The following is a 12778-nucleotide window of genomic DNA, read 5'->3' on the forward strand; positions in this document are numbered from 1 at the left end:
CTGCTGTTGGCGCAGTAGCAGACGCGTCGAGCATGGCTCAACGCTACAACTACAAAGGGTAGGACGGGCCGATGATGCGCAGCGAAAGTGAACGCAAGGAACTCGGCGGCTTCCTCAAGGCCTGCCGCGCCCGTGTCGACCCTGCCACGCTCGGCCTCCCGGCCGGGCGCCGGCGCACCCCGGGCCTGAAGCGCGAGGAAGTGGCGCTGGCGATCGGGGTCAGCGTCAGCTGGTATACCTGGATCGAACAGGGCCGTGAAGTGCGCGCCTCGCCCGAAGTGCTTGAGCGCCTGGCACAGGTGCTGCGCATGAGTGACGACGAACGCGCCTACGCGTTCGCGCTGTCCGGCTACGGCGTGCCGCTGGAATCGCCGGACGAGAGCGTGACCGATGGCCTGCGCCAGCTGGTGGAGGCGATGCAGCCGATCCCGGCCTACGTACGCAATACCCGCTTCGACATCCTGGCCTGGAACCCGGCCATCGCCGATCTTTTCGTGGACTACAGCCAGCTGGCGCCGCATGAGCGCAACACGCTGCGGCTGATGTTCCTGTACCCGCCGTACCGCACGCTGATCCTCAACTGGGAAGAAATGACCCGCGGGCTGCTGGCGGGCTTCCGCGCGGCGATGGCGCAGGCCCCGGACAAGGCCCCGTTCCTGGCGCTGGTGGAAGACATCGCCGCGCACAGCGAAGAGTTTCGCCAATGGTGGCCGGAGCACGACGTGCGTCGGTTCGATGAAGGTGCGAAGAAGCTCAACCATCCCACGCGGGGGTTGCTGGACCTGCAGTACGTGGCGCTGGTGCCGGAGAGCCGGCACGACCTGTCCCTGGTGACCTACCTGCCGCGAGGGTAGGGGTTTACGGCAGGGCTTGCAGCCCTGCACCTGCTCAACGCAACGGCCAGAGCCAGAGCTGGATTCCGTGGTTTGGCGGGGCGGTGTCGGGGTGCGGGGACGCCGCAAGTACGTCCGTGTAGGCTTGGCAGCCGCATCCATGCGGCTGACACCTCGCACTCCGACACCGCCCCGCCTTCGACAGGTTCACGCGGCTGTTGGCAACTGCGGCTTTGTTCCGCGCGGCTGTTGGTAGGTGCCGACCTTGGTCGACACGATTTTTCTCTCAGATATCGAATGAGTCATCCACGCATGGCGTGGATCTACTGTGTCGACCAAGGTCGACACCCACCAACAGCAACGCAGAGCGCCGTCCCGACAGATCGCAGAACTCTGTCGAAGGTGGGGTGGATCCGGTTGCGGGGGCGTGAGCCGCATGGATGCGGCGACCGAGCTTACATGGATGTACTTGCAGCGTCCCCCTCAACCGGACCCACCCCGCCAACCCACGGAATGCCAGCTTCTGCCGTTGCCGTTGCCGTTGCCGTTGCCTCGGCTTGGCTTGAAGCCTCTGCGGGTGCAGGGCGCAGCCCTGCCGATAACCCCATTCACACAGGTAAGTGCAGGTCACAGGATAAGCAGACGCCTTGTTGCCTCCGCCAATCGGGTCCACATTCCTGTGCAGAAGACGGGCCGCTGCCCGTTGCCGAGACAACAGGAGCCCTGCATGTCCGCTGCCCCCACCACCGCCATTTCCCGCGATCCGGCCACCGGCCAGCAGATCGCCAGCCATCCCTTCGCCACCGATGCCGAGCTGGAAACAATCCTCGATCGCGGCCAGGTCGGCTTTGCGGCCTGGAGCGTCAAGAGCCTCGAACAGCGCGCAGACGTACTGCGTGCGATGGCCGCCGTACTGCGGCGTGACCGCGAAAAGCTGGCCGCGCTGGCTACCGCCGAGATGGGCAAGGTACAGGCCGAATCGCTGGCCGAGATCGAGAAGTGTGCCGTGCTGTGCGACTGGTACGCTGACCACGGCGCGCAGTTCCTGCGCGACGAACCGACCCAGGTGCCCGACGACAAGGCCTACGTGTCCTACCTGCCGCTGGGCGTGGTGCTGGGCATCATGCCGTGGAACTTCCCGTACTGGCAGGTGATGCGTGCGGCGGTGCCGATCCTGATGGGCGGCAACGGCTTCCTGCTGAAGCCGGCCGAGAACATCGTCGGTACCGCGCAGCTGCTCGACGCGGCCTGGCGCGATGCCGGCCTGCCGGAAGGCACCTTCATCGCCGCCAACATCAGCCGCGAGGGCACCAGCCGCGCGATCGCCGATGATCGCATCGCCGCAGTGACCCTGACCGGCAGCGTGGCCGCAGGCCGCAGCATCGCCGCCCAGGCCGGGCAGGCGCTGAAGAAGGTGGTGCTGGAGCTGGGGGGCTCGGATCCGTTCATCGTACTGGCCGACGCCGATCTGGACGCCGCCGTTGATGCGGCGGTAGCCTCGCGCTTCCAGAACACCGGGCAGGTCTGCATCGCCGGAAAGCGCATCATCGTCGAAGACGCGATCTACGATCGTTTCGTGGCGCAGTTCTGCCAGAAGGTGCAGGCACTGACCATCGGCGATGGCCGCGACCCGGCCAACCGTATCGGCCCGATGGCGCGCCAGGACCTGCTGGAGCAGCTCGATGCGCAGGTACGGGCTTCGGTGGAGGCCGGTGCGCGGCTGCTGGTTGGCGGCCACCCGCTGGATCGCCCGGGAGCCTTCTATGCACCCACCGTGCTGGCCGACGTGGAGCCAGGCATGCAGGCCTTCGATACCGAGACCTTCGGGCCGGTGGCCTCGATCAGTCGCGCCCGCGACGCCGACCATGCGGTGGAACTGGCCAACCAGAGCGAATTCGGCCTGAGCGGCAACCTGTGGACCGGCGACCGCGCGCGGGCCATGCAGCTGGCGCGCCGGCTGCAGACCGGCGGCGTGTTCGTCAACGGCTTCTCCGCTTCAGACCCGCGCGTGCCGATCGGCGGCGTAAAAAAGAGCGGCTTCGGTCGTGAGCTCTCGCACTTCGGCATCCGCGAATTCGTCAACGCGCAGACGGTGTGGTTCGACAAGCGTTGACGCGCAGCTTCCCTACTTCCTGCAACGATCCACCATCAGTCCAGCGAAAAGGACGGCATTCCAATGTCCAAGGGTTCAGATCTGCTTGTCGCCGCGCTTGAGAACGAAGGCGTCGAGCGCATTTTCGGTATCCCCGGCGAGGAAAACCTCGACGTGGTCGAGTCGCTTCGTCATTCCAGCATCGAGCTGGTCATCACCCGCCACGAGCAGGCAGCGGTGTTCATGGCCGCCACCTATGGCCGCCTGACCGGCAAGCCCGGCGTGTGCCTGGCCACGCTCGGTCCGGGCGCGCTCAACTTCACCACCGGCGCCGCCTATGCGCTGCTCGGTGCGTGGCCGGTGATCATGATCACTGGCCAGAAGGGCATCGTCGCCAGCAAGCAGGCGCGCTTCCAGATCGTCGACATCGTCGGCACGATGAAGCCGTTGACCAAGCAGGCACGGCAGATCGTCTCGGCGCGCACGATCCCGACCATCGTCCGCGAGGCGTTCCGTGTCGCCCAGGAAGAGCGGCCGGGCCCAGTGCTGCTGGAGCTGCCCGAAGACATCGCCGCCGATGAGGTCGAAGGCGTGGCGCTGGTTCCGCCGCACGCGGTGGATCGTTCCATCGCCAGTCCGGAAGCGTTGGATCGGGCGGCAGAGACCATCCGCAGTGCAAAGCGACCGCTGCTGATGATCGCTTCGGCGGCGTCGCGGCCGCAGTCCAGCGAGGCGCTGTCGGCGTTCGTGCTGCGCGCCGGCATTCCGTTCTTCACCACGCAGATGGGCAAGGGCGCGGTGGCCGGCGGCTCGGGCCTGTACATGGGCACCGCAGCGCTCACCGAGCGCGATTACGTGCACATGGCGATCGACCAGGCCGACGTGATCGTGACCATCGGCCACGAGGTCACCGAGAAGCCGCCGTTCGTGATGCGCCCGGGCGGGCCGACCGTGATCCATATCGGCTACTCGCAGGCGGCGGTGGAACAGGTGTACTTCCCGCAGGTGGAGGTGATCGGCGACATCGGCCGTTCGCTGACCCAGCTGGCCGACCGCATCGAAGGCGCGGTGCCGAATGCCGCCGCGCTGCTGCCGCTGCGCGCGACCATCCTCGAGCATCTGGCCGACCGTGCCGAGGAGGCCCGTTTTACCCCGCAGCGGCTGGTGCACGACGTGCGCCAGGTGATGCCGCCGGACGGCATCGTGGCGCTGGACAACGGCATGTACAAGATCTGGTTCGCTCGCAACTACCGTACCCAGGTGGCCAACACATTGCTGCTGGACAACGCGCTGGCGACCATGGGCGCGGGCCTGCCATCGGCGATCATGGCCTCGATCCTGTATCCACAGCGCCGGGTGCTGGCGGTGTGTGGCGATGGTGGTTTCATGATGAACAGCCAGGAGCTGGAGACGGCGCGCCGGCTGGGGCTCAACCTGGTGGTGCTGATCCTCAACGACGGCGCCTACGGCATGATCCGCTGGAAGCAGGCGGTGGATGGCTTCACTGACTACGGCATGACCTTCAGCAACCCGGATTTCGTGAAGTACGCCGAGGCCTATGGCTGCAAGGGGCATGAGGTAACCGCCATCGAGCAGTTCATCCCGACCCTGCAGGCGGCATTCAACGAGGGCGGGGTGCACCTGGTGTCCGTACCGGTCGACTACTCGGAGAACCAGCGGGTGCTGGTGGACGAGCTGCGGCAGGCGTTCCCCGGGAACGCGTAGGCGCCGATCCGCTGATGGGGTCAGATCCCTTTGCAGCGCAAAGGGATCTGACCCCTCTCCAGGCCGGGGCAGGGCGGTTTTGGTATGCTGTGGAGCCGGCCGCGCCGGGCGCAAGATCCCCCTCACTACACGATTCCCGCAGATCCATGAGCGAAGCTACCGATACCCCCCCCGTCGACGAGAACAAGTTGATCGCCGAGCGCCGTGAGAAACTCAAAGCGCTGCGTGGGCAGGGCATCGCGTACCCGAACGATTTCCGTCGTGAGGACTTCGCCGGCCGCCTGCAGGAAGAATTCGCCGATGCCGAGCAGTGGACCGCCGAGGCGCTGGAAGGCAACGGCCGCCAGGTGAAGATGGCCGGCCGCCTGATGGCCAAGCGCATCATGGGCAAGGCGAGCTTCGCGCAGATCCAGGACGAGTCCGGCCGCATCCAGCTGTTCCTGCAGGGGGCCGTGCTGGGCGATGCCTACACCGCGTTCAAGGGCTGGGACGTGGGCGACATCATCGCCGTCGAAGGCGGCCTGACCCGGACCAAGACCGGCGAGCTGTCGGTCAAGGCCGAGTCGATCCGCCTGCTGACCAAGTCGCTGCGTCCGTTGCCGGACAAGTGGCATGGCCTGGCCGACGTCGAGCAGCGTTACCGCCAGCGTTACGTCGACCTGATCGTCACCCCGGAGTCGCGCGCGGTCTTCATCAAGCGCTCGAAGATCATCCGCGCCATGCGTGCGTGGCTGGACAACCGCGACTTCCTGGAAGTCGAAACGCCGATGATGCACTACATCCCCGGCGGCGCGGCGGCCAAGCCGTTCACCACCCACCACAACGCGCTGGACCTGGACCTGTACCTGCGCGTGGCGCCGGAGCTGTACCTCAAGCGCCTGACCGTGGGCGGCCTGGAGCGCGTGTACGAGATCAACCGCAACTTCCGCAACGAAGGCGTCAGCACCCGCCACAATCCGGAATTCACCATGATGGAGCTGTACGAGGCCTATGCCACGTACAACGAGATCATGGACCTGACCGAAGGCGTGATCCGTGACGTGGCCAGGACGGTCAACGGCAGCACCGAGGTCGAGTGGGACGGGGCGAAGATCGACCTGGGCCCGGCGTTCCGCCGCTGGCGCATGGACGAAGCCGTGCGCCACCACAACCCGGAAATCTCGGTTGCCGACTGCACCGACCGTGACGCGCTGCTGCGCCATTGCGAGCGCTTGAACATCCGCGTCAAGCCGTCCTACGGCTGGGGCAAGCTGCTGCTTGAGATCTTCGAGGCCACCGTCGAGCACACCCTGATCCAGCCGACCTTCATCACCGACCATCCGGTGGAAGTCTCGCCGCTGGCCCGTGCCAACGACAGTGATCCGGGCTACACCGACCGCTTCGAGCTGTTCGTCAACGGCAAGGAGCTGGCCAATGGCTTCTCCGAGTTGAACGACCCGGAAGACCAGGCCCAGCGCTTCCAGGCCCAGGTGGCCGCGAAGGAAGGTGGCGACGATGAGGCCATGCACTACGACGCCGACTACATCCGTGCGCTGGAGTACGGCATGGCCCCGACCGGCGGCCTCGGCATCGGCGTCGATCGTCTGGTGATGCTGCTGACCGGCAGCAGCTCGATCCGCGATGTGCTGCTGTTCCCGTACATGCGTCCGGAGCAGTAAGTCGCGTTTTTGACTCCCGATTGTGCGCGCCGTCCCGAAACGAGACGGCGCGATTGACGCGTCCCGCACTCGGCGTATCGTAATTGCACTACCTTGACGCCTGTTATGGCTTGATCGGCGTCAGGGGAGGGCACGGTGTGGGGAGTCCGCTTCACATTGTGATGACGATCATGAATCGGGACGCATGACACGGGAGTCAGGCCGATGCAGGGTGCGAGCGTTCGCAGCGGCAGAGTATCCTCGCCTGCTGATGATCCAGCGTGGTCGAAAAACCAGGCAGAGTACGCGTTGAATATCGTCATCGTTGATGACCAGACTTCCGCCCGGACGATGCTGCGTCACGTCATCGAAGACATCGCGCCGGAACTGAGCGTGTATGACTTCGGCGATCCGCTGACCGCATTGGCCTGGTGCGAAGCCCATCCGGTCGACCTGCTGCTGCTCGATTACCGTATGCCGGAGATGGATGGGCTGGAGTTCGCCCGTCGTTTCCGTCGCCTGCCCAAGCACCGCGACATTCCGGTGATCCTGATCACCGTGGTCGGTGACGAGCCGATCCGCCAGGCGGCACTGGAAGCCGGCGTCATCGACTTCCTGGTCAAGCCGATCCGCCCGCGCGAACTGCGTGCGCGCTGCTACAACCTGCTGCAGCTGCGCCAGCAGACCGAGAACGTGAAGCAACGGGCGCTGTCGCTGGAGCAGCGCCTGCTGGCCAGCATGCATGAGGTCGAAGAGCGGGAGCGCGAAACGCTGTCGCGGCTGGCGCGCGCGATCGAGTTCCGTGATGCCGGCACCAGCGCCTACCTGGAGCGCATGGCACGTGTGGCCGGCCTGATTGCCGAACAGCTCGGGCTGCCCGAGGAGGAGGTGCGCCTGATCGAAATGGCTGCGCCGCTGCATGACATGGGCAAGATCGCCATTCCCGATGCGGTGCTGCTCAAGCAGGGCAAGCTCAACGAGGAGGAGCTGGCGATCATGCGCCGGCACCCGCGGATTGGCCATGAACTGCTGAGCGGCAGCCAGAATCGTTTCATCCAGGTTGGCGCGTTGATCGCACTGCGTCATCATGAGCGCTACGACGGCAGCGGCTATCCTGATGGGCTGGTCGGCGATGCGATTCCGCTGGAAGCGCGCATCGTGGCTGTCGCCGATGTCTTCGACGCCCTGATTTCGCCCCGTCCGTACAAGGAAGCATGGACCATGGAAGCCACCCTGGCTTATCTCTACGCCCAGCGTGGCCGGCTGTTCGATCCCCGATGCGTGGACGCGCTGCTGCGCGGCCGCGAACAGCTGGACCAGATCTGCGCCGAGCATTCGATGGCGTCCGCGCGCCCGGGGCTGGGCGCGTGAAACGGCTGTTGTCGCAGCTGCGGCTGCGCCTGTCCCAGCGCCAGGACAGCGAACACGGCCAGCAGATCGTCCGTATTGTCCTGATCAGCTTGATCCTGGCCTACGTGCTGTTGCCGGCGCCGCGCCACGACCTGCCGCACACGCAGTACGTGGGCGTGCTGGCGATCGTATTGACCGGCCTGAGCCTGTCGCTGCTGTTGTTCGGCTGGCTGCTGTGGCGGCCGGCGCGTTCCGATCCCCGCCGCGTGCTGGGCATGCTCGCCGACTATGGCCTGATCGCTGCCGGCATGGTGCAGATGGGCGAGCCCCTGGCCTGGGTCTACATCGTGGTGATGTGGGTGACGGTCGGCAACGGCATGCGCTTCGGCCACCACTACCTGTACGTGGCGGTGGCGATGGCGATGGTGAGCTTCGGTTGCACGGTGCTGCTGACGCCTTACTGGCAACAGAATTTCCGTCTGGCCATCGGCCTCTGGCTCGGCCTGGCGGCGGTGCCGCTGTACTTCTCGACGCTGCTGCGGCAGCTGACCGAAGCGATGGCCGAGGCGCGCCGTGCCAGCGAGGCCAAGAGCCGTTTCCTGGCCAACATGAGCCACGAGTTCCGCACGCCGTTGAACGGCCTCAACGGCATGACCGAAGTACTGGCGACCACGCGCCTGGACGATGAGCAGCGCGAGTGCCTCAACACCATCCAGGCGTCTTCGCGCAGCCTGCTGGCGCTGGTGGAGGAAGTGCTGGACATCTCGGCCATCGAGGCCGGCAAGCTGCGCGTGGTGGCCGAAGACTTCGCCGTGGCCGACGTGATCCAGGCGATCGGGCTGATCCTGTTGCCGCAGGCCAAGGCCAAGCGCTTGGATTACCGGGTGAAGGTCGCCGATGGTGTGCCGCCACGCGTGCGCGGAGACGTCGGGCACCTGCGGCAGATCCTGCTGAACCTGGCCGGCAACGCGGTCAAGTTCACCGATCACGGCCGGGTCGAAATCCGTGTCAGCGTGGTGCAGGCCGATACCAGTGGCGCGGTGCGGCTGCGCTTCGACATCCTCGACACCGGCATCGGCGTGGCCCCGGCCATGCGTGCGCGGCTGTTCGACGCCTTCGAGCAGGCTGACGTCAGCATGGCGCGTCGCCATGAGGGCACCGGGCTGGGCACAACCATCGCCAAGGGCCTGGTCGAGGCGATGGACGGTGACATCGGCTATCTGGAAAACCCGCCGCGCGGCAGCCACTTCTGGGTCGAGCTGCCGTTCGCGCCGCCGCAGCCGCAGGTGCCGGGTGCGGTGCCGAGCCTGACCGGCGACGACGACGTGGGGCCGGGCGGCAACGTGATCGCATTTGCCGACCCGTTCCTGCGCCATCGCGCCCGCGTGCGGAGCATGCAGATCCTGGTGGCCGACGACCACGAGGCCAACCGCATGGTCCTGCAGCGCCTGCTGCAGAAGGCCGGGCATCGCGTGCTGTGCGTGGATGGCGGTGAGGCGGTGCTGGATGCGCTGGCCGACAGTGAGTTCGACGCGGTCATCGTCGACCTGCACATGCCGGGCATGAGCGGGCTGGACATGCTGAAGGAGTTGCGGGTGATGCAGGCCGGCGGCGGACCGCGCACGCCGGTGCTGGTGCTCAGCGCCGATGTTACCCCCGAGGCGATCCAGCGCTGTACCCAGGCTGGGGCGCATGCGTTCCTGGCCAAGCCCGTGGTGGCGGTGCGCCTGCTCGATACCCTGGCCGAGATCGCCAGCAATGCCCAGCTGAAGACCATGGCCGCACCGGTGGTGCGACCGATGGCGCTGCAGGATGGGGTGCTCGACAGCAGCGTGCTGGACGAGCTGGCCTCGCTGGGCATGGGCGAGGGCTTCGAACGTGAGTTCATCCGCCAATGCCTGGAGGACGTGGCGGGCTGCATGGGCAAGGCCGAGCAGGCCGGTGAGGCCACGCAGTGGGATGTGTTCCGCGAACAATCCCACGCGATCAAGGGCGTGGCCAGCAACCTTGGCCTGATGCGCGCGTCCAACCGTGCCGGCGAGCTGATGCGGATGGCCGACTGGCAGCTGAAGACCGAATGGCGCCAGCGCCTGGGCATCCTGCAGGAGGCGATCAAGGAAGGCCGGCGCGCGCTGGAGGCACGGGCCGAACGCCGGCTGCGCGGCGCTGCCGACGATGGCGAGGCGCGTTGAACCACGGCAGGGTGCATAAAAAAAGCCCGGTGGCCAACCGGGCTTGAACCCATCCTGGGGGAGGGATGAATCAGGCCGCGTCGAGGCTGGCGCGACGGGTCTGGGCCTTGATCAGGCGGTCCATGGTGCGCAGCGAACGGTCGCCGAGGGCCAGGGCGGAATCGACCCAAACCTTGGTGATCTCCAGCAGTTCGTCGTAGCTGACCGGCTGGGCGATGGCGCGTGCGGCGTTCATCGCCAGATAGGACTGCGGTGTGCGCTGCTGCTGGCGGATCAGTTCTTCCACCGCCGCCCGGCCTTCGCCCTTCTTCACCAGCACGTCGACCACGCCCATCGCGTGCATCTCCTCGGCGCTGTAGACCCGGCCGTCGAGGATGATCTTCTCGGCGAGGTGGGGGGACACGCGCCGGCACAGGAAGGAGTACGCACCCATGCCCGGGAACAGGCCGAACAGCACCTCCGGCAGGCCCAGTCCGCTGCCTTCCTCGGCGACGATGGTGTGGCAGGCCAGGGCCATTTCCAGCCCGCCGCCGAGGGCGTCACCCTGGATCAGCGCGATCGAACGGACGTCGCCGCCGAACCCGGTGTGCAGGTGGTGCACGCCCTCCACGCAGCGCTGGGCATAGTTCAGCAGGAGGTCGCGGTTGCCTTCGCGGATCAGGCGGGTGAACAGGTCCAGGTCGCCGCCCAGATTGTAGGCGACGGCATCGGAGGCCAGCACGAAATGCCGCAATGTTCCGCTGTGGCGTTCGGCAGGGCTGCGGGTGATGGCCGCCATGTAGCTCCACATCTCGTCGAGCATGTCCTTGCGGCAGCAGGGGCGGATCCCGGTGGCGGCATCGGCGTGCATGAACAGCCAGTGGGCAGCGCCGCCGGCGCTGTCTTCGGTGCGGATGGTGGCGAACGGTGAGCCGCTTGAAGGCAGCTTTTCGATGGTACTCATGGAAGGGTCCTCGGCATGCGGCCCGCAGTGTCAGGTGGGTGGCCGGCGGGCCGAACGGTCCACACACGCGGCGATGCTACACCGCCCCAGGGGCGTCGCATGCGAAAGGGCCCGGGACGTTTCCGCCCCGGGCCCTGCATCGTTCAAATTGCCGCAAACCCTTACTGGGCGGGCGTATCGCGGAGTTCGCGGCGGAGGATCTTGCCGACATTGGTCTTCGGCAGCTCCTTTCGGAATTCAACGATTTTGGGGTGCTTGTAGCCGGTCAGGTTGGCCCGGGCATGCTCCTTGACCATTTCGGCGGTCAGGTTCGGGTCCTTCTTCACGATGACCACCTTGACCACTTCCCCGGACTTTTCGTCCGGCACGCCGACCGCGGCCACTTCCAGCACGCCCGGCATCATCGCGATCACGTCCTCGACTTCATTCGGGTACACGTTGAAGCCGGACACCAGGATCATGTCCTTCTTGCGGTCGACGATGTAGAAGAAGCCGTGTTCGTCCATCTTCGCCATGTCGCCGGTATGCAACCAGCCGTCGGCATCGATCGCCTTGGCGGTTTCCTCCGGGCGCTGCCAGTAGCCCTTCATCACCTGCGGGCCCTTGATGCAGAGCTCGCCGACCTCGCCCAGCGGCAGGATGGCGCTGTTGTCGTCCTTGATGCAGGCATCGGTGGACGGGATCGGCAAGCCGATCGAGCCGTTGTATTCGGTCAGGGTGAGCGGGTTGATGCAGGCCGCCGGCGAGGTCTCGGTCAGGCCATACGCCTCCACCAGGGTCACCCCGGTGACCTTCTTCCAACGCTCGGCCACGGCGCGTTGCACCGCCATGCCGCCGCCCAGGGTGACCTTCAGCGAGGAAAAGTCGACGGTGTCGAAGCCGGGGGTGTTGAGCAGGCCATTGAACAGCGTGTTGACGCCGGTGATGGCGGTGAAGCGCACCGACTTGAGCTCCTTGACGAAGCCCTTCATGTCACGCGGATTGGTGATCAGGTGGTTGCAGCCACCGAACTTCATGAAGACCAGCCCGTTCGCGGTCAGTGCGAAGATGTGGTACAGCGGCAGGGCGGTGATGATCCACTCCTTGCCCATCTCGATGCCCGACGCACTGATCCAGGCCGAGGCCTGCTGCATGTTGGCGATCAGGTTGCGGTTGGTCAGCATCGCGCCCTTGGCCACGCCGGTGGTGCCGCCGGTGTACTGCAGGAACGCAATGTCGTCGTGGTCGATCTCGACCTGGGGCAGGCTGTGGCGGCTGCCGATCTTCAGCGCCTGGCGGAAGCGCACCGCGCCCTTGAGATGGTAGTTGGGCACCATCTTCTTGATGTACTTCAGCACGAAGTTGACGATCACGCCCTTGGCGCCAAGCAGGTCGCCCAGGCCGGTGGTGATCACGTGCTTGACCGGCGTATCGGCGATGACCTGCTCGACGGTGTCGCCGAAGTTGTCGACCACCACCAGTGCGGTCACGCCGGCATCGATCAGCTGGTGCTTGAGCTCGCGCGCGGTGTACAACGGATTGACATTGACCACGGTCAGGCCGGCGCGCAGCACGCCGAAGGTGGCCACCGGGTACTGCAGGCAGTTGGGCATCATCAGGGCGACGCGGTCACCCTTCTTGAGCTTGAGCTCTCCCAGCAGGTAGGCCGCGAACTGATTGACCAGCGCGTCGGTCTCGCCATAGGTGAGGACCTTGCCGAAGCTGGAGTAGGCGGGTCGGTCGCGGAATTTCGCGACGGAAGCGTCGAAGACCGAAGCTACCGAATGGAACTCGTTGACGTCGATCTCGGCGGGAACGCCTTTCGGATAGCTCTGCAGCCAGGGACGATCCAGACTCATATTCCCCCTCCAGGAATCGTGATGTATTAGGTTCCGGCCCTGAGCGTATCGACAATGGCCGGTCATTGCAGCATACCCCGCCGTAGGGAAAACGCGAAGAGGCCCCGAAGGGCCTCTTTGCTGGGTAGTGCCGGCCGCTGGCCGGCATCTGTGCTCGATCGGGATTCC

8 protein-coding genes are annotated in these 12778 nt (G+C 66.0%); 6 read left to right on the plus strand and 2 right to left on the minus strand.

The window, feature by feature from the left end; translation table 11 throughout:
* The first annotated feature begins 71 nt into the window (after positions 1–71).
* From ACUDTM_RS02035 to ACUDTM_RS02060, 6 genes are all read left to right on the plus strand, one after another.
* Positions 72–854: a helix-turn-helix transcriptional regulator gene (locus ACUDTM_RS02035; RefSeq protein ID WP_072168992.1), complete on the plus strand. Its 783-nt coding sequence runs from the start codon at positions 72–74 to the stop codon at positions 852–854.
* A 706-nt stretch (positions 855–1560) separates the two neighbouring features.
* Positions 1561–2946, plus strand: coding sequence for an NAD-dependent succinate-semialdehyde dehydrogenase (locus ACUDTM_RS02040; protein WP_088497662.1), 1386 nt, complete (start codon positions 1561–1563; stop codon positions 2944–2946).
* 63 nt (positions 2947–3009) lie between these two features.
* Positions 3010–4650: an acetolactate synthase large subunit gene (locus tag ACUDTM_RS02045; protein WP_072168990.1), complete on the plus strand. Its 1641-nt coding sequence runs from the start codon at positions 3010–3012 to the stop codon at positions 4648–4650.
* A gap of 146 nt (positions 4651–4796) precedes the next feature.
* Entirely contained in the window at positions 4797–6308 is a 1512-nt protein-coding gene (lysS, locus tag ACUDTM_RS02050; protein WP_252744342.1) for a lysine--tRNA ligase, read from the plus strand.
* A gap of 204 nt (positions 6309–6512) precedes the next feature.
* Positions 6513–7658, plus strand: a complete 1146-nt coding sequence (locus ACUDTM_RS02055) for a response regulator (protein WP_049435901.1) — start codon at positions 6513–6515, stop codon at positions 7656–7658.
* Entirely contained in the window at positions 7655–9829 is a 2175-nt protein-coding gene (locus ACUDTM_RS02060; RefSeq protein ID WP_088497663.1) for a response regulator, read from the plus strand. The genes ACUDTM_RS02055 and ACUDTM_RS02060 overlap by 4 nt, the downstream gene beginning before the upstream one ends.
* A gap of 70 nt (positions 9830–9899) precedes the next feature.
* Here the strand turns inward: ACUDTM_RS02060 and ACUDTM_RS02065 are convergent, their stop codons facing one another.
* Together ACUDTM_RS02065 and ACUDTM_RS02070 are read right to left on the minus strand one after the other, a co-directional pair.
* Complete coding sequence (locus ACUDTM_RS02065) at positions 9900–10772, minus strand: crotonase/enoyl-CoA hydratase family protein (RefSeq protein WP_065184932.1); 873 nt, start codon at positions 10770–10772, stop codon at positions 9900–9902.
* Between the two features lie 161 nt (positions 10773–10933).
* Entirely contained in the window at positions 10934–12610 is a 1677-nt protein-coding gene (locus ACUDTM_RS02070; RefSeq protein WP_065177624.1) for a long-chain fatty acid--CoA ligase, read from the minus strand.
* Positions 12611–12778: the final 168 nt, after the last annotated feature.

The organism is Stenotrophomonas maltophilia group sp. vghtpe118 (assembly GCF_052605195.1).